The 25,741-nt window shown below is 44.8% G+C and carries 32 protein-coding genes; 3 read left to right on the forward strand and 29 right to left on the reverse strand.

The window, feature by feature from the left end; genetic code table 11:
* The 23 genes from DSOL_RS08835 to DSOL_RS08945 form a co-directional block, all read right to left on the reverse strand.
* Positions 1–1,689, reverse strand: coding sequence for a GspE/PulE family protein (locus DSOL_RS08835; protein WP_075364503.1), 1,689 nt, complete (start codon positions 1,687–1,689; stop codon positions 1–3).
* A gap of 1 nt (position 1,690) precedes the next feature.
* Complete coding sequence (locus DSOL_RS08840; protein ID WP_083642390.1) at positions 1,691–2,005, reverse strand: hypothetical protein; 315 nt, start codon at positions 2,003–2,005, stop codon at positions 1,691–1,693.
* A gap of 20 nt (positions 2,006–2,025) precedes the next feature.
* Positions 2,026–2,580, reverse strand: coding sequence for a PulJ/GspJ family protein (locus tag DSOL_RS08845; protein ID WP_075364505.1), 555 nt, complete (start codon positions 2,578–2,580; stop codon positions 2,026–2,028).
* Entirely contained in the window at positions 2,567–2,911 is a 345-nt protein-coding gene (locus DSOL_RS08850) for a hypothetical protein (RefSeq protein ID WP_427854385.1), read from the reverse strand. The genes DSOL_RS08845 and DSOL_RS08850 overlap by 14 nt, the downstream gene beginning before the upstream one ends.
* 188 nt (positions 2,912–3,099) lie before the next feature.
* A complete protein-coding gene (locus DSOL_RS08855; protein ID WP_235838747.1) occupies positions 3,100–3,438 on the reverse strand; it encodes a type II secretion system protein GspG in 339 nt (112 codons plus the stop codon).
* 311 nt (positions 3,439–3,749) lie between these two features.
* Entirely contained in the window at positions 3,750–4,862 is a 1,113-nt protein-coding gene (gene aroB / locus DSOL_RS08860) for a 3-dehydroquinate synthase (protein ID WP_075364508.1), read from the reverse strand.
* Entirely contained in the window at positions 4,834–5,367 is a 534-nt protein-coding gene (locus tag DSOL_RS08865; protein ID WP_075364509.1) for a shikimate kinase, read from the reverse strand. Before DSOL_RS08865 ends, aroB begins: the two co-directional genes overlap by 29 nt.
* A 49-nt stretch (positions 5,368–5,416) precedes the next feature.
* Positions 5,417–6,571, reverse strand: a complete 1,155-nt coding sequence (gene aroC / locus DSOL_RS08870; protein ID WP_075364510.1) for a chorismate synthase — start codon at positions 6,569–6,571, stop codon at positions 5,417–5,419.
* Between the two features lie 39 nt (positions 6,572–6,610).
* The gene (locus DSOL_RS08875; protein WP_075364511.1) at positions 6,611–7,057 is read right to left on the reverse strand and encodes a prepilin-type N-terminal cleavage/methylation domain-containing protein; all 447 of its coding nucleotides are present in this window, start codon (positions 7,055–7,057) and stop codon (positions 6,611–6,613) included.
* A gap of 15 nt (positions 7,058–7,072) precedes the next feature.
* Positions 7,073–7,912, reverse strand: coding sequence for a shikimate dehydrogenase (gene aroE / locus DSOL_RS08880; RefSeq protein WP_075364512.1), 840 nt, complete (start codon positions 7,910–7,912; stop codon positions 7,073–7,075).
* 91 nt (positions 7,913–8,003) lie between these two features.
* Entirely contained in the window at positions 8,004–8,534 is a 531-nt protein-coding gene (locus DSOL_RS08885) for a YqeG family HAD IIIA-type phosphatase (protein WP_075364513.1), read from the reverse strand.
* Positions 8,535–8,604: 70 nt separating this feature from the next.
* Positions 8,605–9,348 carry an RNA polymerase sporulation sigma factor SigK gene (sigK, locus tag DSOL_RS08890; RefSeq protein WP_075364514.1) on the reverse strand — a complete coding sequence of 248 codons (744 nt, stop codon included), beginning with the start codon at positions 9,346–9,348 and terminating at the stop codon, positions 8,605–8,607.
* A gap of 122 nt (positions 9,349–9,470) precedes the next feature.
* On the reverse strand, positions 9,471–10,088 hold the full coding sequence (gene pilO, locus DSOL_RS08895; protein ID WP_075364515.1) for a type 4a pilus biogenesis protein PilO: 618 nt from the start codon (positions 10,086–10,088) through the stop codon (positions 9,471–9,473).
* A 49-nt stretch (positions 10,089–10,137) separates the two neighbouring features.
* Positions 10,138–10,680, reverse strand: a complete 543-nt coding sequence (locus tag DSOL_RS08900; RefSeq protein ID WP_075364516.1) for a PilN domain-containing protein — start codon at positions 10,678–10,680, stop codon at positions 10,138–10,140.
* On the reverse strand, positions 10,681–11,805 hold the full coding sequence (gene pilM / locus DSOL_RS08905) for a pilus assembly protein PilM (protein WP_075364517.1): 1,125 nt from the start codon (positions 11,803–11,805) through the stop codon (positions 10,681–10,683).
* 38 nt (positions 11,806–11,843) lie between these two features.
* A complete protein-coding gene (locus DSOL_RS08910) occupies positions 11,844–13,145 on the reverse strand; it encodes an Ig-like domain-containing protein (protein WP_075364518.1) in 1,302 nt (433 codons plus the stop codon).
* A gap of 33 nt (positions 13,146–13,178) precedes the next feature.
* Positions 13,179–14,114 (reverse strand): carbohydrate-binding protein, encoded by a 936-nt coding sequence (locus DSOL_RS08915; RefSeq protein ID WP_075364519.1) that lies wholly within the window; start codon positions 14,112–14,114, stop codon positions 13,179–13,181.
* Between the two features lie 14 nt (positions 14,115–14,128).
* Positions 14,129–14,707 (reverse strand): PilW family protein, encoded by a 579-nt coding sequence (locus tag DSOL_RS08920; RefSeq protein WP_427854386.1) that lies wholly within the window; start codon positions 14,705–14,707, stop codon positions 14,129–14,131.
* A 5-nt stretch (positions 14,708–14,712) separates the two neighbouring features.
* Complete coding sequence (locus DSOL_RS08925; RefSeq protein WP_075364520.1) at positions 14,713–15,072, reverse strand: type IV pilus modification PilV family protein; 360 nt, start codon at positions 15,070–15,072, stop codon at positions 14,713–14,715.
* Between the two features lie 39 nt (positions 15,073–15,111).
* Positions 15,112–15,639, reverse strand: a complete 528-nt coding sequence (locus DSOL_RS08930) for a pilus assembly FimT family protein (protein ID WP_075364521.1) — start codon at positions 15,637–15,639, stop codon at positions 15,112–15,114.
* A gap of 15 nt (positions 15,640–15,654) precedes the next feature.
* Positions 15,655–16,860, reverse strand: a complete 1,206-nt coding sequence (locus DSOL_RS08935; RefSeq protein ID WP_075364522.1) for a type II secretion system F family protein — start codon at positions 16,858–16,860, stop codon at positions 15,655–15,657.
* A 19-nt stretch (positions 16,861–16,879) separates the two neighbouring features.
* Positions 16,880–18,595: a GspE/PulE family protein gene (locus DSOL_RS08940; protein WP_075364523.1), complete on the reverse strand. Its 1,716-nt coding sequence runs from the start codon at positions 18,593–18,595 to the stop codon at positions 16,880–16,882.
* A gap of 96 nt (positions 18,596–18,691) precedes the next feature.
* Positions 18,692–19,198, reverse strand: a complete 507-nt coding sequence (locus tag DSOL_RS08945) for a competence type IV pilus major pilin ComGC (protein WP_083642383.1) — start codon at positions 19,196–19,198, stop codon at positions 18,692–18,694.
* Positions 19,199–19,965: 767 nt separating this feature from the next.
* On the opposite strand from DSOL_RS08945, the gene DSOL_RS08950 reads away from it, so the two are divergent.
* Entirely contained in the window at positions 19,966–20,739 is a 774-nt protein-coding gene (locus DSOL_RS08950) for an RpnC/YadD family protein (protein ID WP_170871473.1), read from the forward strand.
* Positions 20,740–21,058: 319 nt separating this feature from the next.
* On the opposite strand, the gene DSOL_RS29500 is transcribed toward DSOL_RS08950, so the two are convergent.
* The 3 genes from DSOL_RS29500 to DSOL_RS08960 form a co-directional block, all read right to left on the reverse strand.
* Complete coding sequence (locus DSOL_RS29500) at positions 21,059–21,316, reverse strand: Uma2 family endonuclease (RefSeq protein WP_207649620.1); 258 nt, start codon at positions 21,314–21,316, stop codon at positions 21,059–21,061.
* On the reverse strand, positions 21,220–21,627 hold the full coding sequence (locus tag DSOL_RS29505; RefSeq protein ID WP_207649618.1) for a Uma2 family endonuclease: 408 nt from the start codon (positions 21,625–21,627) through the stop codon (positions 21,220–21,222). The genes DSOL_RS29500 and DSOL_RS29505 overlap by 97 nt, the downstream gene beginning before the upstream one ends.
* A gap of 120 nt (positions 21,628–21,747) precedes the next feature.
* Complete coding sequence (locus DSOL_RS08960) at positions 21,748–22,224, reverse strand: type II secretion system protein (protein ID WP_075364526.1); 477 nt, start codon at positions 22,222–22,224, stop codon at positions 21,748–21,750.
* Between the two features lie 299 nt (positions 22,225–22,523).
* Here DSOL_RS08960 and DSOL_RS26710 point away from each other — a divergent pair, with 299 nt between their 5' ends.
* A complete protein-coding gene (locus tag DSOL_RS26710; protein WP_083642385.1) occupies positions 22,524–22,706 on the forward strand; it encodes a hypothetical protein in 183 nt (60 codons plus the stop codon).
* An 89-nt stretch (positions 22,707–22,795) separates the two neighbouring features.
* Here the strand turns inward: DSOL_RS26710 and DSOL_RS08970 are convergent, their stop codons facing one another.
* From DSOL_RS08970 to DSOL_RS08980, 3 genes are read right to left on the reverse strand one after another with little or no spacing between them, the layout of a single operon-like run.
* Entirely contained in the window at positions 22,796–23,047 is a 252-nt protein-coding gene (locus DSOL_RS08970) for a DUF4911 domain-containing protein (RefSeq protein ID WP_075364527.1), read from the reverse strand.
* A 30-nt stretch (positions 23,048–23,077) separates the two neighbouring features.
* Positions 23,078–23,335, reverse strand: coding sequence for a DUF4911 domain-containing protein (locus tag DSOL_RS08975; RefSeq protein ID WP_235838749.1), 258 nt, complete (start codon positions 23,333–23,335; stop codon positions 23,078–23,080).
* A 23-nt stretch (positions 23,336–23,358) separates the two neighbouring features.
* The gene (locus DSOL_RS08980) at positions 23,359–24,621 is read right to left on the reverse strand and encodes a peptidase U32 family protein (RefSeq protein WP_075364528.1); all 1,263 of its coding nucleotides are present in this window, start codon (positions 24,619–24,621) and stop codon (positions 23,359–23,361) included.
* Between the two features lie 253 nt (positions 24,622–24,874).
* On the opposite strand from DSOL_RS08980, the gene DSOL_RS08985 reads away from it, so the two are divergent.
* Complete coding sequence (locus DSOL_RS08985; RefSeq protein ID WP_075364529.1) at positions 24,875–25,738, forward strand: AAA family ATPase; 864 nt, start codon at positions 24,875–24,877, stop codon at positions 25,736–25,738.
* Positions 25,739–25,741: the final 3 nt, after the last annotated feature.

Consider the following 25,741-nt stretch of genomic DNA (forward strand, 5'->3'; position numbering starts at 1 on the left):
TTACCCTTCAATGCCCGAAGTAGCATGTAGTACTTCTTCCACAGTCGTAGACCCTTGAGCCACCTTCAGTAGCCCATCTTCCAAGACCGTTAACATCCCTGAAACCATGGCCTGTTGCTCAATGTCCCTAGAGTTTTGACGTGAAAGTATTAGTTCCTTAATTTCCTGATTATATTGCAAAAACTCGTGAATCCCAATCCTGCCTCTAAACCCGGTTTCTAGACATTCCGGGCATCCGGTAGGACGATATAAGTGAGTAATAGCTGTCGGCAAGTGAAGTGATCTTTTCTCTGTCTCAGACACTCTGTACGTCGTCTTGCAATGTTCGCACAAACGGCGAACCAAGCGTTGAGACAAAACCCCACTGACCGCAGATGCCAGAAGATACGGTTCTATTCCCATATCAATGAGTCGGGCCAACGCCTCCGCAGCTGTGTTGGTATGTAGGGTCGATAAGACCAAATGCCCTGTAAGAGAAGCCCTGATGGCGATTCTAGCCGTTTCTTCATCCCGTATTTCTCCGATCATAATCACATCCGGGTCTTGCCGCAGGATATGTCGTAATCCGACTACAAAACTGAGTCCCGCAGGAAGATTGACTTGTACTTGGTTTACCCCCGGAAGTTGATATTCGACAGGCTCTTCGATCGAAATGATATTTTGTTCCTCGGCATTCAGCTCCCTAAGAAGAGCATAAAGGGTTGTCGTTTTACCACTTCCCGTCGGGCCCACCACCAATATTAAACCATTCGGGCGTCTTAACAAGGCCTGTAACCCTGACTCAACCTCTGAACGCATCCCTAAAGCATTGAGCGTTCGCTGTGCCATCTCTGGATCAAGAATACGAACAACAATTTTTTCACCAAACACCGTTGGCATTGACGCCACCCGCAAGTCGACACGACGAAATTCAGCGCTAAACGTCATTCGCCCATCTTGTGGAATTCGGCGTTCCGCAACATCCATTTGAGCCATGACTTTTAAACACGAAACTATACTCCGTGCAGCATTTGTAGAAAGAACATGTTTCCGAATAAGTTTACCGTCGATTCGATAGCGCACGACAAAGTCGTTTTTGCGTGGTTCCCAATGGATATCACTTACCCCTTGTATTACTGCCTCATGCAACACAGAACGCACTAATTTAAGAGTGGGAGCATCGTTTTGCAGCAAATCAGTATCTGTGACCTCGACCGACCATACAGCCTGATCTTCATAGATCGTGTCTACTGGGGAGGCAAGTTGAGCAACCGATTGTTCCACAGTTAGATACTGACGAATTGATGCTTGGATTTCCTCTACCTTAGCAAAGACTGGCTCAACCTCCAACCCACTTAACATTCTCACATCTCGGAGGGCTCGTTCATGAGTTGGGTCAAACATAGCGACTCTCAAGATTCCCGACCGCAGTTCGAAGGGGATAAGGGTGTAGCGTCGAGCTACTTCTTCGGGAATTAACCCTGCGACCCCTGGGTCAATAGTGACTTGGGTCAGCGAAATTTCAGGGATACCCAAATATCTACGCAAGGCTTCTGCCAAGCTCGCTTTAGACAATACTCTCATACTCACGAGAACTTCACCAATCGGTTCTCCGTTTTCCTGCGCAACTTCTAAACCTTCCGCCAAATCCTTAGCCTCTATATAGCCTCCGGCGAGTAGAAACTGACCAAATTCATGACTGTTTTTCATGTTACGTATGTAACTCTTGGTAACTCTTCATAATCCACTTTCCTGTCACTAATTGAAGTATCACCTCAATTTTCCGAACTGCTAATCCTGAATGACCTTGAGAAATCACTTTATACCCTCCTCCTTTCGTCGTCACAATAACTACGTCAACGCGCCCGGTACTTAAAGAAAAGTTCCCTCCCCGAAGTTCAGAGTTAACCAGCAGATGGGCTTTCGCCCACTCAACACCCCCTTCTGCCGCGTAAAGGGCCTGTCTACTTTGTGTTTCCCGTCTCACCATTCGATTCTCTACATTAGCCTTTAGATATCCTTCCATGCCTAGTCCTGAAAGAATCGTCAATAGAAGGAGCATAAGAAGGCTAACATACCCGGTCGATCGGTATATGATAGCTTTACTCTCCTTTGCCTGATGGCGCTCCGCCATGACGCTTTTTGTCCTTCCACACTTGCTTCTAAGAAGACGTTCCACAGTCCAGGCTCCACCTCCACACATTCCCATCCTGTAATATAACTAGCCAACGGTTCCTTTGCCCCTAGGTGCACCCAGTACAAATCCTTAATGCCATCATAGTCTAAATCATTAATATAATAAAAATCGAGCGTTGGCACCGGATTTGCGTCAGCCGGCAGCGGTAATATAAACAATTTTTTAGTATCTTGAACCCATTCCACGGTTTGTGCCGAACGAATCTCTGTGGAAATTGTTTGTCCCGCCGTCATGACTGAATAGTGCGCTTCCAAATGATTTTTCAAAGTACGCGATCCCCGCCACTGATCCGATATTAATCGCAGCGCAATTACCATAAAAATACCTGAAATCAGCAAAGCGAACAAGACTTCTAAAAGCGTTAACCCACGCTCAGAATTATAGTCCACTCTATTCGACCGCATAAAGGCTCTCCACTTTGTACGAAGAAAGATTTCCTCGTTCCGCCCAACGTACTTCTACACTGATTCGCAAAAGTTGTGGGATATCATCCCAATCTGAACGAATGAGCCAATGGAACTTCCCCTCGCTTCCTTCGACTATCCCACCAGGTATACAGGCCTGTCGAGCAATATTATCACTCCAAGTATGAACCGCTAACTGGTCCAATTTTGTCTGAGCAAGGTTCGCTCCTTCTATTAGGGCTGACGCTTGACGTGATTCAGAGACGGCACTTTCCGTCAAACCAAAAAGAACAGCAAACCCTAATGAGAAAAGGAAGAGAGCAAGCAACACATCAAACAATACATACCCCTGCGAAGCATTCGTTTGTTCCGTAGAAGTCTCCCCCCTCAACGTTTAGTATCATTTTTCCACCTTTCCCTAATCTTTCAACACTCTTCTACTCTCTACTTTGTACTCTTCTCTCTTGTTCTCTCTACTCTTGTACTCTCTCTTCTTTCTCTTCTTTCCACCCTCCACTTCTATCTTACTTGCCCCAAAGCATTAATTTGATAATCCTCAGCAGAATTGAAGGGATTTACCGGGACTTCCTCCAGATAGGGACCACGCCATCCACTCACTCCTTGCGGGGTATGAACTAAGTCAAGAAGACTGGCAGGATAAGTTCCGACATCAATCCGGTAAAGTTGTACGGCTCCTTCAATCTTCCGCACATTGGCCAGATTGACACGGACTCGAACCTGTTGAGCAGCTGAACCAAAATGAGGTGTAACCAAGGTCAGGAGAACTCCCATCAGAAAAAGGACAAGCAGAAGCTCCCATAACGTATAACCTGAGGGCACGCTCTTTTCTCTTTTCACAGCTTTACTTCTGCTCCTTAATAATGTCATTGTAATGTCCCAAAAATCAAATTCATTACCGCATATTCCCTTTTTATTTCTCTACCCTTTAAGGAAAACCTTCTACCTCGACACATCTTTCTTAGAAAGTCTACCAATTGTCATCCTTCTAACTAAATCGCATATTTTCGTTTAAACGCTATGATTCCACTCCAATAAAACAAGAAATCTGACAAAGATCCTTCGATCCTCGCCAGATTCTAATAGCTTCCAACTCTCTCCTAACTGCATCCTTCAACTTTCAATAACTCACAACTTATAACTTTTAACTTTTAACTCTCAACTTCATCGTCTGACGAAATTACCTGGTCCCACGCAGCCAAGATCTCAGGGTCTGTACACTCCTTAGAAACTACCGCTTGCCCAATCCCTTTGGGCAGAATTAAGATTTTCCGCCCCCCTTGGTTTTTCTTATCCGTTTTCATCCCTTGCAACAAAGCTTGGGAGTCTTGCCCTTTAATCACAGTCGGTAACCCAAAAGTTATAAGGAGATGTTTGACTCTATCGACCTCGTCTAAGGTGATAAACCCTTTGGCATTAGCCAGATACGCAGCTGCTAATAGGCCAATGCTAACTCCCTGACCATGAGTCACTCCACGATAGTTCATCTCCGTCTCTAAGGCATGTCCGAAGCTATGTCCTAGATTCAGCAAGGCACGCACTCCCTGTTCTCGCTCATCTTGAGAAACGATCCTCACCTTGACCGCCGAAGATCGGGCCACCATTTCACGCCAAACCGAGGGATCACGTTGCTTAATGCTTTGTTCCTGTTTCTCGAAAAACTCAAACAGGTCAGAATCGGCAATTATAGCATGCTTAATGCTTTCCGCTAAACCATTTTCAACTTCTCCCCATGGCAAGCTTTCCAGGGTTGTGAAATCTGTCCAAACTGCTTGTGGCGGATAAAAAGAACCTAAAATATTCTTGCCCGCTGGATGATTTACGGCAACTTTCCCACCAATACTGCTGTCTACTTGAGCCAACAACGTGGTAGGGACTTGAATCAAACGAATCCCTCGCATAAAAACGCTAGCAAAAAAGCCGGCCAAATCCCCAATTACTCCCCCTCCAAGGGCAATCACGAGGGTTTTGCGATCCGCACCATAACGCAAGGCCGACGTCGTTAGCTGACTTAGACGTTCAAGCGACTTGCCTTCCTCTCCTGCAGGGATTTTGAATAAATTCACTCTATAGTCTTGAAGCCCTTCCATGAGGCGATCAAAGTAAAGGTCTGCAACTGAGTGATGCGTAATGATCAGAATATGCTCCACATCATCCATCTGAGAATGCAGGTACTCTCCTAACTCTTGAAGAGGTGCTCCTAAAAACACCGGATAAGATCTATCCGCTCTTACTTCAATCTTTTGCCACTCTGCTAAACTCATTATTTTCCATCCTTCCAAGCCGTGCCAGAATCTCACTCACCACTTCGTCAATATTTTTTTGGGATGTATCCACCGTAAAATCAGCCCTGGCGTAGCTTACTTGCCGTTCAGACCATAATTTCTCAATCGCCTCTTTTGGCCCTTTGAGGAGTGGACGGTCATTCTTATGCCCGATTCGGCTGAGAATAACTTCCAGTGAAGCATGAAGGCCGATAATAATCCCATTTTGGGCTAAAATATCCCAGTTATGCGGGTTTAATACAGTCCCTCCGCCCGTAGCGATCACGATTTGCTCCTGCTGACTGAGCCTCGCGACCACAATCCTTTCTTCTGAACGGAAACGGGTCTCCCCATGACGTCGAAAAATATCCGTCACACTCATACTAGTTACTTCACCAATTTCGCAATCTGTATCGACAAAATCCCAAGCGAGCGACTGGGCTAGGCGCTTACCGACCGTGCTTTTGCCTGTTCCCATAAAGCCAATGAGAACGATGTTTCGCATGGAGATCCTTCCTCTCAATGAAATAAGTTCAACTAAACTTACGATGGAGCTAGAACTCCATCGTAAGTAAGTTTCCTATATAAGCTTCCCAAGCGGTTTGTAATTCCAGAAAGCTGTCCGCTGGAAATTTTTCAAGCACCGCTTCAGCAATAACCCAGGCCACCACGTGTTCTAATACAACCAAGGCTGCGGGCACAGCACAGACGTCTGAGCGTTCTACACTGGCCTTTACCACCTCTTTAGTTTTCAAATGCACTGTTTCTAAAGGCTGATACAGTGTAGGAATCGGTTTCATCACCGTCTGAAGGATAATGGGTTCCCCGTTACTCATTCCCCCTTCGATTCCTCCAGCATGGTTGGTTCGTCTCTTAAAACCCTGTCCTTGACAATAATAGATCGGATCATGGACCTTTGATCCCATTCGATCCCCCATATCAAACCCTAAGCCAAAGGAGATCCCTTTCATCGCCTGCACTGAGAGCACCGCTTGGGCCAATTTTCCATCTAACTTTCGATCCCACTGTACATGGGACCCCAGCCCCGCGGGGAGATGATGAACTTGTACCTCTAGAAGCCCGCCCAAGGATTCGCCCTCACTCCGAGCTACCATGAGTCGTTCTCCCATCTGTTGTTCAGCAACAGGATCCCCCACGGACCATTCCGATTGTTTTACACGTTGCCAATATGCATCTTCGTCAACATACTCCGCATGAACCCCACCAACTGCAAGAACATGCCCTTTGATCTCCACTCCTAAAGCAGACAACCCTTGTCTAGCAATACTACCAATGGCCACCCGCATAGCCGTCTCTCGGGCACTTGCTCTCTCAAGAATATTTCGCACTTCCGTATGGTATTTAAGAGCTCCGGTCAAATCCGCATGTCCCGGTCGTGGAGTCATTACTTTACGGCTTTCTAAATCAGCCTCTTTTCCCCAAGCCATGACTTTCTCCCAGTTTTCCCAATCACGGTTCAGGATTTCCAAAGCGATTGGAGCCCCAGTACTTACGCCACCCCGAACTCCAGAAACAAGATGAACTTCGTCTTGTTCAATGGCCATTCGCCCGCCTCGACCAGGACCCTGTTGACGTTGTCTTAAGGCTTCATCGATTCTATCCTTGGAAATTTTCATTCCAGACGGAAGTCCTTCAATGATACCCACTAATTTCTGACCATGTGATTCCCCTGCCGTTAAAAAACGCACTATATTATCCCTTCTCTCTATCCTATAAGGTAAAAATTATTATTTTTCTCTTATGCGCATGCCCACGGGGGCAACGATGATGCTCCTACGCTCACCCTTTGAATTTGTTAAAATGATGGTTGCTCCCACACCTCGCCCGATAGCACTAAATGATAATTCTTTCGGGCCTCCAAAAAGCTGGATACCCTCTTTATAATACACGTCTTTTACTCTTGTGCCTTGACGAAAGATCTGATAATGCTGATCCCCAATTTGATAATAAAACTTGATCGAGTACCAGTTATTCTCCGCCAGTGCAGCCTGCCGCGTATCCCGTATATCCTCTAATAATTGGGTAGTTGCGAAGGTTAGGCGTTCCTTTTCAAGGTTTACAGGAAGCTTAATAAGCAGAACGAAACCTGAGCCTGCTAAAAGCACTAAAACAAGCAGCATTTCCAGCAAAGTAAATCCTCGATCATTGCCCCTCGCCCGCTCATCTCTCTTCATACTTAACTCTACCTTTTAACCTTTATAAAACATCCGCTGTAAGAGCTGTTTTTTCAAAGCTTGTCGCATTTCCTCCACCGGAGCTTGTCCACCAAGCCAGAACTCCCAAGCCAAAGTCCCTTGATAGAGAAGCATATCGAGTCCGTTTAGCACACGGCATCCCTGTTTTTTTGCTTCCTTCAACAAAGACGTTTCTTTAGGGTTAACTATTATATCAACCACGAGTGTTTGACTAAAAATCCCTTTAATAGAAAATGGGAAAGGCTCATCATGTAACCCCACCGAAGTTGTCTGCACTAAAAGGTCGACGTCCGTAAGCCAATCCCCCGGAGCAAACTCCCCTGAAGTTGCCGTTCCTCCCCAGTGCTTAATCAACTCTACCAATTCTATACCCTTTTCCCGCGTCCGATTAAGAATATGTATGTTCATCCCTTGCTCTACCAGAGCCAAGGCAATCCCTTTGGCCGCTCCACCTCCCCCAAGAAGAACCGCGTTTTTTCCCTTGAACCCATTAAGATATCCTTCCACAGATCGAATAAATCCAGCGCCGTCCGTATTGTGTCCAATCCTCTTCCCCTCATGGATTTTCACCGTGTTGACAGCCCCAGCACGCTTAGCCTCAGGGGTTAGTGAATCAAGAAGGGGAATGATGTGTTCCTTATGCGGAAGAGTGACGTTCCAACCTGAATATCCTAGGGCACAAAGACCTTCTACCGCCTCCGCCAATTGGCCAGGCTTAACGTGAAAGCGTTGATACTCCGCGTTAACCCCCAAGGCGGCATACCCAGCATTGTGCATCCCTGGGGAAAGCGAATGCTCAATCGGATCCCCAATCACTGCATAGTGTTTCTCCATTTTATAACATCCCTTTACATGTTTGGTCGATATCCCTATATCTCTTAACGGTTTATGTGAAAAAGAGAATGGCAGGCCATTCCCTTACTGTTTATTGTATTTTGGGGCTGAATGGTTTCACCGAAGTAAAATGTTTCATCATCCAAACCAGCAATTTCTCCACGCGACGCATAAGGCGTGTTCCTATAAACTCATGGTCATTAATGGGAGTGACCAAAATTGTATAGAGACCGAGACGATTCCCGCCCAATATATCCGTAAACAACTGATCTCCAATGACAGCCGTATCCTTTTGCCCCGTTCCCAAAAGATCCATTCCCGCTTTGAAAGCTTTTCTGCGCGGCTTTGTCGCCCGAAATACAAACGGAATTCCAACTCGTTCTGCAACAACAGCTACACGCTGCCGCTTTTTATTGTTTGACACAACACACGCCTGAATTCCAGCGTCCTTAACCCTTATAAACCACTCCGCCACTTTAGGGCCTACATTAACATCATTCCATGGGGTCATAGTATTATCCAAGTCGATAATGAGCCCCCTGATTCCATCCCGAACAAGTTGTTCTACTGAAATAAGATCGAGTGAAGGAGCTTGAAGTGTGGGTCGAAAATACTCAAACATTGAACCCTCCAAAGTGCAGAACTTTTTCATAATTATACCTTAGAGAATGCCGTGAGAGCAAGTAGAGGACTTATTTATTTGAATCAATCTTCCCCATCTCTTCCAATAACTTTTGAATGGCTTTCTTCTCGATACGCGAAACATACGAACGCGAAATCTCCAGCATCTTGGCAATCTCCCGTTGTGTCCTTTTCGGACTGTTCATCAACCCATAACGCAACTGAAGCACCATCTTTTCCCTCTTGTTCAATGTTTTTACAAGTTCTAGCAAAGCCTTTTGCTCAGCCTCATTTTCAACTTTGATGGAAATATCCTCTTCATTCGAGCCAAGAACATCAATCAGAGAAATCTCATTGCCCTCTTTATCCATTCCGATCGGGTCGTAGATAGAAACTTCACCCCGTGACTTTTTCAAGGATCTTAAATGCATCAGAATCTCATTTTCAATACATCTCGCAGCGTAGGTTGCAAGCTTTGTCCCCTTGCCCGGATCAAATGTGTTAATCCCTTTAATTAAACCTATGGTGCCGATGGAAATAAGGTCATCAGCATCTTCCCCTGTTCCGTCAAATTTCTTTACCAGGTGAGCAACCAACCGCAAATTATGCTCCACTAAGGTATTGCGCGCTTGCTCAACCTCGCGGGTTAGAGTAAAAGGTTCTGTTTTACTTTCACTTAGGATTCGCAAACAGCGCGCTTCCTCCCGCTCGTTTAAGGGTTGGGGAAAGGCATTGTTGTTGATATACGAGACCAGTAAGGAGACTCCCTTAAGAACAGAGAGCGCCATACTAATAAAAAATAGTTCCGCGAACATCTTCTCCACCCCTTTTTGCACGTTGTCGTTGTTCTATTACTTATGCTTACGGGGGAGAAATTTTGCTTATCCACTGAATATTAAAAACCGCCATCCCGTTCATTTTAGGGAAGGCGATTTTTTTAGGGTTGAAACATTTTCGCGGGAGTGTCTACTCCGATGGGCGAATTCATATAGGCTGGTTTCTGAGTTGAATCGCTTGCTCCGACACTGGCATAAGCCGTCAATTTAACAAATGCTCGCATATTCCCTTGGGAAACGGTAAGGTTGAGGCTTTGAAGCGTCAAACGTTGGCCCCCTCCGTATTGCATATCATGAATCAAGGCCAGCACGTCTGCCGTCTTTCCGATATAATTTACGTTCATCCCTATTGTTTGATAGGAGCCTTTGGTTTGTATTGGTTCAAACGTGATCGATTGCGGAGATACGGAGTGTTGCTTAGCCAACGTATAGAGATCAACCATGAGTTGAGGTTTATCCAGTCGGTTAGGTACCTGGGCCTTTAATTGTTGGACTTTTGTTTCCAAGGTCTTAATATCCTGTTGAAGCGCGCTTTGATTTTTCTGGTACGCCAGCAGTTCCTGATAGTTTCTCATTTGGGCATTTAACTGACTTGTCGCCCTCTGAATGACCGTCCATTCGGGCAGAAAGAGAAAAGCAACATAGGCGTAACCCAGCCCCAACATCACAAAAAGAACCAGTATGATTATTTCGAGTTTTTCCTTCTTTAACTCCTTCACCCTTTTGCTCCTAACTCTTCTGCCTTTATGGTCTTGCTGCGACTAAATCTTATTTTAACTTTAAGTTAAAATTTAAAGTCTGCTCCTTGTCTTGTAACGAAACAGTCTGAATATCAACCTCTTGAAACATTCCAGAATCACGCAAACTGACCCATAGCCTCGCTACATCGACAGGTGTTGGCACACTGACGCCCATTGTCAGAACATTTTCTTGCAAGGAAAACGTATTCACGATCGTCCCCATTGGAAGGGTCCTTTTCAGTTCATCTAAGATAGGACCGGGATCGCGGGTATTTTTTTGCATAAGATTGAGCAGTTGCTGTTGTCCTTCAGTTTGAGCTTTAAGTACCTTTAGTTGATTAACTTGCTTAGCAATATCTCCCAGCGAAGAACTTTGTTGTTCAACTAGGGCGATATCTCGTTTCACCTTGTACTCCCAAATCCACGGCACACTTCCGAGTACTCCCAAAAGCATCACACTCACTGTCCCCCAAAGCACAGCCTTAGTTTTCCAAGAGTGAGGATTCTGGATTTCTCTGGCTAGTCCCGCTTCCCATTGTTGGGCAAAATTAAACTCTCTTTTTTCCCTCATTTAGCCCTCCCGAAAGGCCAAACCATAAAGGCTGCCATATTTTATTCCGTCATTTTGTAGTCTCCGTATCCTTCGACTATAGCGAGGGCGCCATGCATTCGGGAAGCCTACCTGAGTTTGGACCTCTAAATTTTTCTCAAAGATTTCTGGCAAAAAAGGGAGATTTGCATAATCACCCGTAAGATAAATTCGATCTATGGCTTTCCCAAAATGCCTTGCCGCAAAAAAACTAAAAAATTCAGAGACTGATTGGAGTACATTTCCCAAGCTCGCCTCAATCTCCGTTTTAGTCCAATCATGGAGTTTTGCAGTCTGCAGCTCCAAATCTTGCTGCTCTTCTGGAAGTTCAGCCCTACTTTCTTGTGAAGTTACAGTTCTGGCAACTTGATCTAGGCCATCTAAAGCAACCTCCAAATCTGAATACAAAAAAAACACTCCATGCTCTAAGAGAACGAATTCTACTCGATCAGCACTGAGTTCAACAATGGCCAAATCAAGAGGAACCTCCACCTCAGCTTTACTAGCTTGGTTCTTGCCCCTCGAGCTCAGTTGAGAATATAACCGGGCTAATCCATCGGCAGCTAAATCTACCACATCTGGTTTAAACCCGATCTCCTCCCACTCCGACCATAACTTCTCCCACTGATACTTAGGCAAAGCGGCTAGAAGAACTCGTTGTCGCATTTCTCCATCTTCGATTAAACGCTCCAACACTCTATAATCTACAACATAATCCGAAATATTTAAAGTAAAATACTGATCGACCTGTAACGTCAACAATTCGTCTAAATCTTGCACAGACATAAGAGGAAGCGTGATCATCCGGGTGATCACTCCTGGACAGGAGACTGCCAAGCGAAGCTTCTTGACAGGAACATGGTTTTTCTGCAACCACTCTTTAAGTGAACTCGCATTTCTTCCGCCCGTTGAGGACTCCTCTTCCTGGTGACCTTCAGTCTGCTCGTGTGCCTTTTCCTCAAGATACTCTAGTGAGTCAGCAAAGACCGGTTCCGGTCGAAATTCCGACAAGCGAAGAATATTCAGATTGAACTTACGGCGAGCCACTTGTGCTACAACCCAGTGGTTCCCCCGTACCACTGCCAACCATTGTTTTTTCTTAAACACTTCTTATCCCCCTCGAAGCAAACCATACGATTAACAGTCTATGGCTCGACTATTTCTTGCTCCCAAATAAGGCGATCATTGGTATTCTGATTGGGCGGTACAACGACCGTCAATTCAGAAGTTCCTGATTGCCCCCCAAAAACAGCTTTTATGGTACTTGATCCAGAGGCTACACCCGTCGCAACTCCACCAGTCATGGTAGCCACACTTTGATTGGAGCTGGACCAAGTGGCCGTATGACTTACATCCGTTGTAGAACCATTGGAATAGTACGCCATAGCAATGAAGGTCTGAGTTTGCCCGACTAGAACAGAAGCAATCGTCGGGGTTACCATAATCAACTGAAGAACCGGCGCTGTGACTGTCAAGCTAGTCGTTCCCGATTTGCCTTGATAAGTAGCTTTAATAGTGCTAGTTCCAGCAGCTACACCCGTCGCCACTCCTCCAGTCATGGTAGCCACACTTTGATTGGAGCTGGACCAAGTGGCCGTATGACTTACATCCATCGTAGAACCATTAGAATAGTACGCCATCGCAGTAAAGGTCTGAGTTTGCGCGACTTGAACAGAGGCATTCGTCGGGGTTACCATGATCGACTGAAGCACTGGAGGCGCAACGGTTAAGTTCGTTGTTCCAGATTTACCCCCGATAGTAGCTGTGATAAGGCAGGTTCCTGCGGCAATCCCTGTCGCAGAATTATCCGTCATTGTCGCCTTACTGACATCAGAACTGGACCAGACGGCAGTATTACTCACATCCTTGGTGGATCCGTCAGAGTAATTCGCTGTAGCCGTGAAAGTTTGAGTCAAACCCACTTGGACTGTAGAATTAGCCGGAGCTATAGTAATTGACTGTAAAACTGGGGGCGGATTATTGATATTAAAAGAATTGCTGTTAACTGCAGCGAAGATTTCTTTATTTTTATTTTGATAAATATATCCTTCGACATGTAAATGAACCTTTGCAACCTCAAACGGAGTTAGATTATTGAAGACTGCGTAACCCACACCCCCATCAATCGTGGTAGTTCCCACATCAATAGTTTGTAAATGTGTTTCATCGATCAGCGTTAGTTTAACATTTTCTGCTGATATGCCTTTTACATGATTACCATTGTTAATGATATAAATGTAAATAGTATAAGATTGATCGATTAGTTTATCCTGAATCTGATTTGCGCCTCCCGGATAAGGATAGACATCTGAAATCGCAAAGGTTCGCGCGGTTTGATCCGTTGTGTCATCATCCCCAGGATTATAAGGGTTCCAACAACCTGTAAGCAAAAGCGAAGCCAGTACAAGGAAAATAACCAACCTGATTAGTTTTGAGTATTTCGACATGTGCTGACCTCCCTCATCAACGCAAAGTTAAACTTAACTGATTAATTGCCAATTAGGGGAAGTATCCGGTTGGGAATTTTGGGAATAATAGTTTGCTCTGTAACTATGTCCATTATAGATCACTACATCCCCTGTATTATACACATTAAAGGATCTCCATTCATTCGTAATTTCTTGCCAAGGGCTGCTCAATAGACCCGGTTGTTGATTTTTAGTCCAATACCTCGCTTTAAACTGTTTATTGCCATAGATGACGATACTTCCTGTGTCATATTCATTAAAATCTCTCCATTGATCCGTTATCTCTTGCCAAGGACTACTCAGTAAGCCTGGCTGCTGATTAGACGAGTAATTCCTAGCTTGGAACTTAGCCGAATTATAGCAAACAATGTCATTGGTGTTGTAGACATTGAAATCTCTCCACTTTTTCGTGATCTCTTGCCACGGGTTACCAAGTACTCCTGGAACCTGACTAGAATTCGCATAATACCTTGAATAAAACGCACCCCCGTTATAAATGACATAGCTATTGGCTTGGTAACTCTGAGCCGTCCATAAGGGATAATTAGGAAGAGGGCCGTCACTGCACCCATCGGCTGAACCGTCGTACTTATACTCAGCCTTTTTATTGCGCATGATCCCAGAATATGTACCCGTACTTGTGACAAAAAAGGATGGTCCACTAGGATTGTCCTGCCACTGAACAGTAAAACTTCCCCCTTGTCCAAAAGGGTCATCGACAGTTTCAGGGGTAGGCAGAGGATCTCCCTTTTTCAAATTTCCATCTAATACTTTCGCGATGCCATACTGTATCCCTGCTTCAGCCAAGTAATACGCTCGTAAACCTTTCTCTTCTGAAGATTCGATCTTCGACTGATATATGATGGTTGAGAAGAAAGCTCCCGAAATCAAGAGTAATACCATGACTGCCACCACAACTGTCAGCAGGGCTGACCCTCTTTCACGCAAGGACTCCCCTCCCCTCAATATAAGCGCACCCATGTTAAAAGTTCAAAGGTTTGAGGGGTGTTCGGATCCCCTGCCACCAAGTCAATTTGCACCAAATGCACGTCATCTTCCACGGGCGTAATGGTTAACGTATAGATTTCATCCGATACGAGATACGTCGTATTCTTCGTGTTATCCCGAAACCAAAGACGATGTTGCGGCGCATCATAATAGAGTTCTGTACCGGAAGGTAGACTACTGAGGTTCGTCGGACTGACATCAATCAGACAAGTGAGGGTTCCCAGAGGGAGAGTATAATAGACGCCGCTGTCAGTAGTCGGGGGACTGGCAGGTGAAAAATAGGTATAAGGGTGTCTGTTGATCTCATCTAAGATATGCATCATGGCTGTACGGGCTTTTTGCTGAATTTCATTTTGAGCAGATCCTGTATTAAAATTGCGAATTTCAAAACGCATGAGTTGCGAAATTGAGAGCATCAAGAAGCCAAAGATGGCCACTGCGATCATTAATTCCAACAAAGTGAATCCATCATTCCTCAAGCTCTTATTATCCAGACTAGGGCAAAAATCCTTCTTAGGTCTAAACCCATTCAATCCTCTCATGGCGTTACCCTGTACCCATATAATTCGACAGGAAGCGGGGCATAGGAGGAGACAGACTTCGAGGACACAGTAAGCTGAACCTTCTCAAGATGGGAACTACCAGTCACTGGGGTAACGGTCGTCTGGACGGTATAATTCGAGAACGGTGCATGATCTCCGCTCACAGTTTGACCCTGAACAAAAGCCTCCATCTGCCCCGCCGCATAAAACAGCATTTGCTGGCGTTGTTCACGCTGATCTCGATAGTGGTAAGATACCGCATCGCTTTGCATGAGAAAACCAATCCCAATCATAAGAATGGATAAGGCTATCACCACTTCTAATACGGTCATACCCTTTTCACGTTTGTTCTTCATCCCCTTCCCCCCTCTCTCGCACGACGTTTGTAAAGTACCTTAAGGCTCAGAAGTGGTCAAATATCCAGTACCTGCCCCTATATTAATGCTCTCCGATCGTCCGGACCTTGAACTCGTTAAGAGAATATTAGCTGCAAATCCAGTACGTCCGCCGCTGGCCATGACATACCCTTTATTGCTATACGCTAAGCCCCACCCATATGAATTTGTCCCGTCGGTAAGCGGATTTAGTCCCAGACTTTGGAGTTGATTAAAGGAAACTCCACTCTCAAAAGACTGTGAATCTCCAATCGATTGATAGGTCGAATCTAATATTTGAATCGCATTGCCATTAAAGGCTACATAAATTGTTTTTCGTTGATCCATAGCCAGTTGCTTAGCATAATTCAGACGCCCTACCACACTTTGAGCCGAAGAATCCAAGTGAATCTGCTCAATCAACGCTTGATATTTTGGAACCGTAACGAGTGCCAAAATACTGATCACCGCTAAGACGAGCATGACTTCAATTAACGTAAATCCGAACTGGCTTGGCCGCCGTTTCAATGATTCTGTTCCTGCCCTCATGACGACCTCCCAACTTTATTTGACCCCACTCGCCATGTTGAAGATGGGTAAGGCTATGGCAATAATTAACCCCCCGGCAAAAACTCCAATGATGATCGTAAAGATCGGTTCGACCAAGGCTACTAAACGAGTAATCCCAATCTCCACTCGTTTATCATAGTGATTAGCTACTTCAACCATTAATTCTTCTAACCGCCCTGTCTCTTCCCCAATGGACATCATTTGAATGACCAGCGGGTCAAAGAAAGGTTCCTTGCCAAAGGCTAAGGCCATCGTCTCCCCACGAATAATAAGGTCTTTGGACCGAACGACCGCTAAACGGGGAACTTCGTTGCCTACGATACCTTCAAGAGAGTTCAAAATTTGAACTATGGGAATCGAAGAATGCAAAAATAGAGCCAAAGTCCGAGAAAAACGGGCAGTGATGACATCTCTCATATTTCTCCCCAGAAGAGGAATATGCAGTAAAAAAGCATGCAGATAATAGCGATACTTAGGAATTTTGAATACCCTATACAATATAATAACGAATGCTGCGATACCAAACAAGAGGAATATTCCATTACTCATGAGGAAAGCAGAGGAGTCGACGACCATCTGGGTCGCTGCAGGTAACTTTTGCCCATTCCCTTTCATGAGATCTGTGATCTCCGGCAGAATAAAATTCATGAAGAAAATCACAAGCCCAATAAGTACCACTGTCAGAACTACGGGATAGATCGCGGCACTGGTGATCTTTTTACGGATAAAATTCTCCCGGTCATAATACTCAGCCATACTCGTCAGGACAGAGTCTAAACTTCCGCTTTCTTCCCCCACACTCACCAAATTAATTAAGAGCTCCGGCAAGGCTCCGTGGCATTCTCGCATAGCTGCGGATAACGAACTTCCTCGGCTGACACTGCGGTGAATCGATTCTACGACTTCCTTTAGACGACGATCCTCCATCTGGGTTTGTAGAATATCCAGTCCCCGAACTAAATTAGCTCCTGAGCGAATCATCATCGCCATTTGCGTGCAAAAAGCGGCAATCGATTCATACTTAACCTTGCTCTTGAATCCCGTGGCAAGTAAACTACTGAGACTGGATGCCTTCTCTAAAGAAATAATTTGCCAACGGTTCTCGAGAACTTGTCGCCTCGCGCTCTCCAGATCAACCGCTTCCAAGACTCCTTCTGTCACGCGCATTTCTTGATTGATAATTTTATAGCGAAATTGCATTCCTGCCGTTCACCTCAGCCTATTCATTCACATAAGTAACCCGCAGTAGTTCATCCACGGTCGTCACTCCTTCTAAAACCAGCCTTGTAGCCGCCTGCTTCAGGGTCGTCATCCCCTGAGCCATTGCATAGTTTCTTAATTCGTCCGCCGTTGCTCGCCGATCAATGAGTTGTCTGTGTCCTGCCGTAATCGGCATAATCTCAAAGATAGCAATTCGTCCTTTATATCCGCTTTTGTTGCAATACGTACACCCCAGTCCCTTTTTTAAAGTTAAGTGGGTTGAGACAGAAACCTCAAGTAAGACATGTTCCTTAGGCCCTGTCTCATACTCGGTACTACAATGGGGACATACGCGCCGCACAAGCCGTTGCGAAATAATGCCTAGGATTGACGCTGAGAGCAGAAACGGCTCAATCTCCATATCTATTAAACGTGTAATGGAACTGGCTGCATCATTGGTATGAATGGTGGATAACACCAAATGACCCGTTAAAGCCGAGCGCACAGCAATCTGTGCCGTTTCATTGTCCCGCATCTCACCTACCATAATAATGTCCGGGTCTTGCCTCAAAAGAGAACGTAGTCCTGTGGCAAACGTAAGTCCCGCTTTAGGGTTGACCTGCATTTGGTTGACCCCTTTAAAATTAAACTCCACTGGGTCTTCTAGGGTTACGATGTTTTTTTCCGGCGAGTTTAATTGGTTCAGAGCCGTATAAAGAGTTGTTGTCTTTCCACTTCCCGTCGGTCCCGTGACCAAGACGATCCCGTAAGGTCGTGTGATCAATTCCTCAAACGTTTTTAAATCTTTCCCGACCAACCCCAAAGCTTCCTTCTCTAGGATAACACTGGATTTATCCAAAATACGCAAAACAACTTTTTCCCCGTACATAGTCGGAGTTGTGGACACCCGAAAGTCGATCGCCTTACCCCCAACAAGATAGGAAATGCGACCATCTTGCGGCAAGCGACGTTCCGCAATATTGAGGTCTGCCATAATTTTAACGCGACTAACGACAGGATTAGCCATACTAACCGGAGTACGCATAATCTCGCGCAACACCCCATCGATCCTAAACCGCACCCGCAGTTCTTCATCGATGGGCTCGATGTGAATATCGCTGGCCTTGTTATTGACAGCATTCTCGATAATCGTGTTTAAAAATTTAATGATCGGGGTTGATTCCTCATCCACGACTTCCATCCCAGTAACGCCAAGAGACGCCACCTGGGACGTCGCAGCAACTGGAGTCACGCCCAATTGTTTCGCATAGTCACGGGCCGCCTTTTCCGCTTCACTCCGACCATAGAAACGGTCAATAGCCTGCAGAATATCCCCTTTCTTGGCTAGACAAGGTTTCACCATCATTCCTGAAGCTAAGCGTAAGTCATCGATCGCAAAATAATCGGTTGGATCACTCATAGCCACCAGAAGTTGAGCATTGCTCATTTCCACGGGAAGGACGGTATATTTCCGCACGACGTTTTCTGGCAGTAAGCGCAGAATTTGTTCAGGAACCACAATGCGGTTTAGATCGATTGAGGGCAGACCCAACTGACTTTGCATCGTCCGCAGAATGTCCTCTTCTGTGACAAGTCCTTGCTTGATTAAAACCTCACCTAAACGAAGACCAAGAGACTTTTGCATTGCAAGAGCCTCTTCTAAGTGCGTCGGAGAAATCACACCACCAGCAATGAGAATTTCACCGAGACGTTTGCGTTCTTGACGTAGGGCCATGGCGGGGAGCCTCCTTTCCGATTAACTTAAGGATATAGGAAAAGGGTGTTTTGGTAAACACCCTTTTCCTATATTTTTGGTTTTCATATTTATCATTTACGGTTTGATATTGACTGTGTTATACACTGTACCATTTTGATCCAAGCCATTAATAGTAATGCCATTTGTAGCCAAAGTATTATTAGTACCCGAATCAGCTGGTACAATCACTTCAATCGTTCCTTGACCAGTACCAGCAGAAGTGCTTCTAATTTGCACAGCATCAGTCGTTGCCGGCAATTCACTACCAATTACATTAATAATATTAGTTCCAGCAGATCCATTAAAAAAGGGGTTTTTCATTGGATCTGAACTCGTTGTCAAACCACTGTCAATATCTGAAGCAATGGCAGATTGTAAGGTATTCTTGTCAGCCCAGTGACTTATCTTTGCCTGTACATAACCCTGTACTACTCTCATATTTGTATCAATTCCTTGATTCTTAGCCTGAGTCTTAATCGTCCCTACCTTCGGGACCAACACAATCGCCAAAATCCCAATTACCGCAATAACAATCATAAGTTCGATTAATGTAAAACCTTCATCTTTTCTCCGTTTGATCATTTCATTCATCCTCCCCATTATGTACTTTTTCACTTATGGCCTAGTCACTCGGGACTTTCGTCCTATTGACTATTCTTCTTGCATACTTATACTATCGATAATTTTACTCACCGTCAATAGGTCTTATTGACACAGATAACTTTTTATAACATTTATTTTAAAGTATTCTTTCGTAAAGCAAAACATCTACTTAAAAGACAGATATTTCAAGTTCTTACACTCCTTTCATACTTCCCTAACGGGGTCGTACTACCAGCGCAGGGTCCTGGAACCTTCCCTTTCTCTTATAATTCGACATTTCTGATGCTCACCTCGTTTCACGGGGAGGGAACGTCCTCCAATCGTCGTCCGCTCTCTGCGGGGTCTGTAGTACAAAGATTCAACAAAATTATAAGTAATTGGTAATAATTCCCATAAGCCGGCTACAATAGGCATTCCGGGATTCTTCAAGGTTAACACTATGCAGGTGTCTCACATTCACAGAAAGAGTGTCAATCTTCCTCAACCTCTATATTGGCAAAGACTTCTGCCAGATTTACGATCAGATCGGCAAAAATAGATGGCTTCATTTCTTGACGGAACTCTAAAGAGTAGTCATAGATCGTTGCCTATAGTATAATAAAGTAAGCTTTGCTAGCAATGAATTCGTTGACGATGCGTATAATATTCTAAGAGGAGACCTGTTTCTCAAACTCAGCAATGCTGACCATTCCAATCATTATCACATAGAACTGCAGACCCTAAACGATGACAGCATGGTCATCAGAATGTTAGAATACAGCATCAGCAAAGCCAAAGAAATAGCCAAATACGAAGGAGACCAGGAAGAAACGGTATTCTACATCCCCAAACAATTGGTAATCTTCATAGAACAAAACTCAAGCATCAAAGACGAATTAAGACTAAAACTAATATTTCCTGACGGACAGGAAATAAACTACCGAGTACCCGTCATGAAATACTGGGAATACAGTAAAGAGGAGATCTTAGAACAAAAACTCTACCCACTATTGCCCTTGCAGGTATTTAAGTTACGCTATCAGATGGAAAAAATCAAAAATCGAAAGAACCATACAGAACATGAACTCCAGGAACTAATCCAGAAAGCCCAACAGATAGTGGAAGAAATATCTAACGAAGCAGCCAGATTGTTTAAAGCTGAGGAAATAGACGGAGAAGACCTGCACAAAATACTCTTAGCTAATGAAGAACTCTTTAGATACTTAAACAGCAGATATGTAAACGATGAAAAGCTAAACGAGGAGGTGCTGAGCATGACTAGAACCTTGTATAATCCTATTGTGGCAGAAAAAGCCAAGCTAGAAGGTAGGCTGGAAGGCAAGCTAGAAGGTAAGCTGGAAGGCATGCTAGAAGGTAAGCTGGAAGGCATGCTAGAAGGTAAGCTGGAAGGCATGCTAGAAGGTAAGCTGGAAGCAGCCCGAAACGCAGTGAAAAAAGGATTCTCGTTAGAAGACATTGCTGAAATAACTGATCTGCCCCTAGAAACAGTGCAGAAGCTCAAAGCAGAACTATCAAACTAAGTCTGAGGTCAAAGTAAGGTGAGAGGGAGCTTCCCTCCGATCTATACAAATACTCGGCTGAACGGTTCACTTCCGCTCACCGTTCAGCGCAGGGTCCTGGAACCTTCCCTTTCTCTTATAATTCGACATTTCTGATGCTCACCTCGTTTCACGGGGAGGGAACGTCCTCCAATCGTCGTCCGCTCCCTGCGGGGACCACACCAAGATTCGACAAGATTATAAGTAATTGGTAATAATTCCCATAAGCCGGCTACAATAGGCATTCCGGGATTCTTCAAGGTTAACACTATGCAGGTGTCTCACATTCACAGAAAGAGTGTCAATCTTCCTCAACCTCTATATTGGCAAAGACTTCAGTCTGATTTACGATCAGATCGGTAAAAATCGATGGCTTCATTTCTTCTTCATCGCTGTATATAGTAGGACGGCCATACTGATCGTCTTTTAAGATAAAAGCAGTCATCAGTTTAGCATCAGGTTCTACGAGCCAATATTCTTTAACGCCATGCTTATCATAAAGGAGAAATTTTTCCCTGCGGTCTTTTCTAGCCGTAGCGGGAGAGAGTACTTCGATAATCTAATCCGGTGCACCTTTGCAGCGACGTTTATTAACTTGGATTTGTCACAGACAACAAACACATCCGGTTGGATAACGGTTTGAATCTGCTCATCCGGCTCTTGCCCCTCCGTCAATAATACATCTAGTGGCGTAATGAAGACTCGACAAGCCTTCCCCTGCATGTAATTACCAAGAATTCGATAAAGCGCTCCTGCTACCTCCTGGTGTCGGATAGTGGGCGCTGGTGACATAGCATAGGGAACGCCTTGGAGGATTTCCCATCGTTCATGCTCTGAACAAGCTAGAACATGGGCATAGGTATAGAGCATTTATCGTCCTTTTCGTTCCCCTCGGGTGGCCTCAAATCGAAAGGAGACGCAAACACTAGACAAGAATTCTTGTCTAGTGTTTGTAAAAATGCGGATTCTGTATCCTAGCCAATTACAATATCATAATTGTATCGTCCTTTGTAATCCTGTCATCAGCTTACCAGCTTCGTCACAGCCATAGACGACTACACTATTGTCCGCTTGTACTATTGCTACGACTGCTCCTTTATATTCTGACTGCTCAACCCCTGATGGTATTGTGGTCACAGTCCTGTCTAATACATAGACTGCTGCTGGTTCGCCGGTATGATCCACTGCAGTTGCCACACCCATCTTGTGGGTCATTGGATTTGTCATATCTTCAACTTTAGGGCTCACCGAATTACCAAAAAGAGACGTTAATTTTGTGGCTACATCCTCCGTGCTCTGCAGTCCGTAAATTGTCGCTATGACTGATCTGTAGTTTGATTGAACCCCGGTAAGTTTCGCAGATGTTCTAACCTGCTCCATTTCAGGAAATGCCAGAACCCCCACGATCGCTATGACAATCATGAGCTCGATTAGGGTATAACCTTCTTCTTTTCTTAGTCGGATCATATTAATCTATCCCTCCTACATAAAATGTTGCCATTTTGCAGGAGTTCTAACCTTCCCACGGGGTCTGTCCCCAATGACCCGTGCTGTCAATTTCAATGAAGAATAATTCACCTACTCGGCTGAACGGTTCACTTCCGCTCACCGTTCAGCGCAGGGTCCTGGAACCTTCCCTTTCTCTTATAATTTCGACATTTCTGATGCTCACCTCGTTAAAAATACTCTTAGCTAATGAAGAACTCTTTAGATACTTAAACAGCAGATATGTAAACGATGAAAAGCTAAACGAGGAGGTGCTGAGCATGACTAGAACCTTGTATAATCCTATTGTGGCAGAAAAAGCCAAGCTAGAAGGTAGGCTGGAAGGCAAGCTCGAAGATGCTCGTAACGCGTTAATTGAGGGGATTGACCCAATAATTATTGCCAAAATCACAGGCCTTCCTCTGGAAACAATCCAGAAAATCAAAGTGAACCTGGCTAATTAAGTTAGTCTAGGAGAAGTCTCTTCTGTCGGAAGTGGCGGGATCGTCAATAAGAAGAAGGAACTCGACTCGAGTTCCTTCTTCTTATTGTTTCAAATATAATCAATCTCCAATGGCATCTTTTCTAGTATCTTTTTCAACTCTGACCAGCAATCCTTCGTCGTTTGAATCATCACTTCTCCTAACTCTTTGTTCGTCGTTGTCACGATACCAAGATGGCCCAACCCCTCTACAAGTTTGCATAACATTTGGATTTCCGAACGATCTATGCGGGCTTTGATAATAAGGTCAGTATTCGCATATAAGTTCACATCAAGATCCTTCTGTACTTCTGGAAAATTCATCAGCTATTCTCCCTTAATCTTAACTATTCTTCAAATAAACTCTATCTCAAAAGGCATCTTTTCAATGGCTTTCTTCAACTCTGGCCAACAATGCTTCGTCGTTTGAATCATAACTTCGCCTTGCGCTTTGTTCGTCGTTGTTACGATACCTAGATGACCTAAGCCCTCGACAAGTTTATCTAACATTTGCATCTCCACCCGTTCTAAGCGCGCTTTCACTACAACATCTGCATCTGTAAACGGAGAATCTACTTTGGGTTCTCTCTTGTTCATGGAAGAGGAATCCATCCACTTGTCCCCCTTTATCTAATCTACTTTTTCTCACTTTTCGCCCGACGCAAAATGCTAAACGGGAGAATCCTCTCCGGTACTGTCATCCTGATCTTTTGCTGGGCATGGCGGGCCACTTCGATGGGTGCCCCTTCAGCATCCCACATCTCAGTAACTTCGAACGACCAAGATTCTCCCCTCGGAGTCAGAACTTCCAAAACCTCTCCGCGCTTAAAGTGGTTTCGTTGTTCAATCCACGCCGCGTTTTTATCAGTAGCGTCTGCGGAGTAGTTTTCAGTTTCCTCGTCATCCAAACTGACCCCCACAAAGTCATAATCCCGCACATAATGGGAGGACTCTAAGTTATGCGACTTAGCCCCTGGCTTTCCGAAGAGGAACCCTGCTGAATAATCCCGGTGACTGACTTTATCCAGCTCTTCCAACCACTGAGGAAGCTTCGCTTGAAAGGCTTTCTCCCCCTCCTCCCACAGAGTATCGATCGCTTCCCGATAGACCTTGACCGTACTAGCGACATATTGAACGCTTTTCATTCGTCCTTCGATCTTAAAGCTATCAAAGTTGAAAGGCTTTAACAAGGGCAGATGGGGCAAAAGGCATAAATCGTGGGAGTTAAAAACATACGTCCCTCGTTCATCTTCCTCAATTGGAAATACTTCCCCCGGCCGTTTTTCCTCCACCAGGGCATATCCCCACCGACAAGGCTGAGTACATTCCCCTCGGTTGGCATCCCGTCCTGTCAAATAGTTACTCAATAAACACCGTCCAGAATAGGACATGCACATCGCTCCATGGATAAAGATCTCCAGTCCTCCATCCACCTTGGAACGCATATTCCGCAGTTCCTCAAGCGTCAGCTCCCGAGCGAGGACGACCCGTTCGATCCCTTGCTTAAGCCAAAAGCGTACGGAATACGAATTCGTGTTATTCGCTTGGGTACTTAAATGAAGAGGCAGACGAGGAGCAACTTCCTGAGCCATCGCAATGACGCCCGGGTCAGAGACAATTGCCCCGTCCACCCCCAGCCTTTCTAACTGCTTTAGATAAGCTGGAAGTTCCTCGAAATCCGCTTCGTGGGCGAAAATATTCACTGTAACATATAGTTTCTTGCCCAACCCATGCGTCCAGCTTACCGCTTTCTTCATTTCCTCCAAGCCGAAATTTCCCGCATAAGCCCGCAACCCAAAAGCCTGACCGCCCATATAAACCGCATCCGCTCCATAAGCCAGCGCATACGTTAACTTTTCCCAATCTCCCGCTGGAGCCAATAACTCAGGTTTTTTCATGAAAAATTCCCCTAACTATTAAGTATTATGCTTTTCTTGTATCAATACTATACCCCAAAATCAAGCACTTGTCCTCTTCCCCAAATAAGAGTTGCCTTCTGCTCAGGTTTGACATTCTCCTGTCAACAAAATCGTACTCTCTCCATGCTTTTATGGAATAATGAAAACAGGTATTATTTTAGCAAACTATATACAATTAGTGGTATTATACAGTTACAATAAGTTCAAAGACGATGAGGAGGACACTTTCAGAATGAATGATCAACTACTCTATCAAGGAACTGACGATTACATCGTTTCAGATGATCTCCGCAACAGTGTAAATATCTCCGTAGCCTTAAAGAGGCCGCTCCTAATCAAAGGGGAACCAGGCACAGGCAAAACAGTCTTAGCCGAAAGCATTGCACGTTCTTTGGGTTTGCGCTTAATTATCTGGAATATTAAATCGACCACAAAAGCTCAAGATGGTCTTTATGTTTATGACACTGTCCAGCGTCTCTATGACAGTCAATTCGGTGAGCAGAATGTTTCCAACATTAAACAGTATATTAAATTAGGTAAACTAGGAGAGGCCTTTGAATCAACCGAACGGGTTGTACTATTAATTGATGAAATCGATAAAGCTGACTTAGAGTTTCCCAATGATTTACTCTGGGAATTGGACGTTATGAATTTTTACATACCTGAAACAGGGGAAACCATTACGACGAAACATCGACCGATTGTGATCATCACGAGCAATGCAGAAAAAGAACTCCCCGATGCTTTTCTGCGGCGTTGTGTTTTTCACTACATTGACTTTCCTGACAAAGAAATGATGGAAGAGATTGTGCATGTCCATTTTCCTGAGTTGGAAGAGAAATTACTGGCGGAAGCTTTGAAATCGTTCTATTGGTTGCGCAGCATCTCTGGTTTACAGAAAAAACCGAGTACCAGCGAACTTCTCGATTGGGTACAGGCCTTGACGATCGGTGGTATCCAGCCCGATAAGATTTCTCAGGAAATCCCTTTCTTAGGGGCCTTGTTAAAAAAGAACCAGGATTTTGATTTGACCTTAAGGCAGCTCCATACACGCGGGACTGAAAATCCGTCTCGTGCCAAAACTCGTGGCTGGTAAACG

Source organism: Desulfosporosinus metallidurans, assembly GCF_001936615.1.
In the GTDB taxonomy this organism is placed as follows: Bacteria; Bacillota; Desulfitobacteriia; order Desulfitobacteriales; family Desulfitobacteriaceae; genus Desulfosporosinus; species Desulfosporosinus metallidurans.

What these genes read in the sequence shown, in the direction of transcription:
- DSOL_RS08950 (WP_170871473.1), top strand. Translation starts at nt 19,966, where the DNA reads ATGTTAGAATACAGCATCAGCAAAGCCAAAGAAATAGCCAAATACGAA.
- DSOL_RS08975 (WP_235838749.1), bottom strand. Translation starts at nt 23,335, where the DNA reads ATGGATTCCTCTTCCATGAACAAGAGAGAACCCAAAGTAGATTCTCCG.
- DSOL_RS08865 (WP_075364509.1), bottom strand. Translation starts at nt 5,367, where the DNA reads ATGCGAAACATCGTTCTCATTGGCTTTATGGGAACAGGCAAAAGCACG.
- DSOL_RS26710 (WP_083642385.1), top strand. Translation starts at nt 22,524, where the DNA reads ATGACTAGAACCTTGTATAATCCTATTGTGGCAGAAAAAGCCAAGCTA.
- DSOL_RS08875 (WP_075364511.1), bottom strand. Translation starts at nt 7,057, where the DNA reads ATGAAGAGAGATGAGCGGGCGAGGGGCAATGATCGAGGATTTACTTTG.
- aroB (WP_075364508.1), bottom strand. Translation starts at nt 4,862, where the DNA reads ATGAGTTTAGCAGAGTGGCAAAAGATTGAAGTAAGAGCGGATAGATCT.
- DSOL_RS08985 (WP_075364529.1), top strand. Translation starts at nt 24,875, where the DNA reads ATGAATGATCAACTACTCTATCAAGGAACTGACGATTACATCGTTTCA.
- DSOL_RS08970 (WP_075364527.1), bottom strand. Translation starts at nt 23,047, where the DNA reads ATGAATTTTCCAGAAGTACAGAAGGATCTTGATGTGAACTTATATGCG.
- DSOL_RS29505 (WP_207649618.1), bottom strand. Translation starts at nt 21,627, where the DNA reads ATGCTCTATACCTATGCCCATGTTCTAGCTTGTTCAGAGCATGAACGA.
- DSOL_RS08900 (WP_075364516.1), bottom strand. Translation starts at nt 10,680, where the DNA reads ATGAGGGAAAAAAGAGAGTTTAATTTTGCCCAACAATGGGAAGCGGGA.
- DSOL_RS08960 (WP_075364526.1), bottom strand. Translation starts at nt 22,224, where the DNA reads ATGATCCGACTAAGAAAAGAAGAAGGTTATACCCTAATCGAGCTCATG.
- DSOL_RS08935 (WP_075364522.1), bottom strand. Translation starts at nt 16,860, where the DNA reads ATGCAATTTCGCTATAAAATTATCAATCAAGAAATGCGCGTGACAGAA.
- sigK (WP_075364514.1), bottom strand. Translation starts at nt 9,348, where the DNA reads ATGTTCGCGGAACTATTTTTTATTAGTATGGCGCTCTCTGTTCTTAAG.
- DSOL_RS08930 (WP_075364521.1), bottom strand. Translation starts at nt 15,639, where the DNA reads ATGAGGGCAGGAACAGAATCATTGAAACGGCGGCCAAGCCAGTTCGGA.
- DSOL_RS08845 (WP_075364505.1), bottom strand. Translation starts at nt 2,580, where the DNA reads ATGCGGTCGAATAGAGTGGACTATAATTCTGAGCGTGGGTTAACGCTT.
- DSOL_RS08910 (WP_075364518.1), bottom strand. Translation starts at nt 13,145, where the DNA reads ATGTCGAAATACTCAAAACTAATCAGGTTGGTTATTTTCCTTGTACTG.
- DSOL_RS08940 (WP_075364523.1), bottom strand. Translation starts at nt 18,595, where the DNA reads ATGGCCCTACGTCAAGAACGCAAACGTCTCGGTGAAATTCTCATTGCT.
- DSOL_RS08945 (WP_083642383.1), bottom strand. Translation starts at nt 19,198, where the DNA reads ATGATCAAACGGAGAAAAGATGAAGGTTTTACATTAATCGAACTTATG.
- DSOL_RS08925 (WP_075364520.1), bottom strand. Translation starts at nt 15,072, where the DNA reads ATGAAGAACAAACGTGAAAAGGGTATGACCGTATTAGAAGTGGTGATA.
- DSOL_RS08885 (WP_075364513.1), bottom strand. Translation starts at nt 8,534, where the DNA reads ATGTTTGAGTATTTTCGACCCACACTTCAAGCTCCTTCACTCGATCTT.
- DSOL_RS08980 (WP_075364528.1), bottom strand. Translation starts at nt 24,621, where the DNA reads ATGAAAAAACCTGAGTTATTGGCTCCAGCGGGAGATTGGGAAAAGTTA.
- DSOL_RS08835 (WP_075364503.1), bottom strand. Translation starts at nt 1,689, where the DNA reads ATGAAAAACAGTCATGAATTTGGTCAGTTTCTACTCGCCGGAGGCTAT.
- DSOL_RS08840 (WP_083642390.1), bottom strand. Translation starts at nt 2,005, where the DNA reads ATGGAAGGATATCTAAAGGCTAATGTAGAGAATCGAATGGTGAGACGG.
- aroE (WP_075364512.1), bottom strand. Translation starts at nt 7,912, where the DNA reads ATGGAGAAACACTATGCAGTGATTGGGGATCCGATTGAGCATTCGCTT.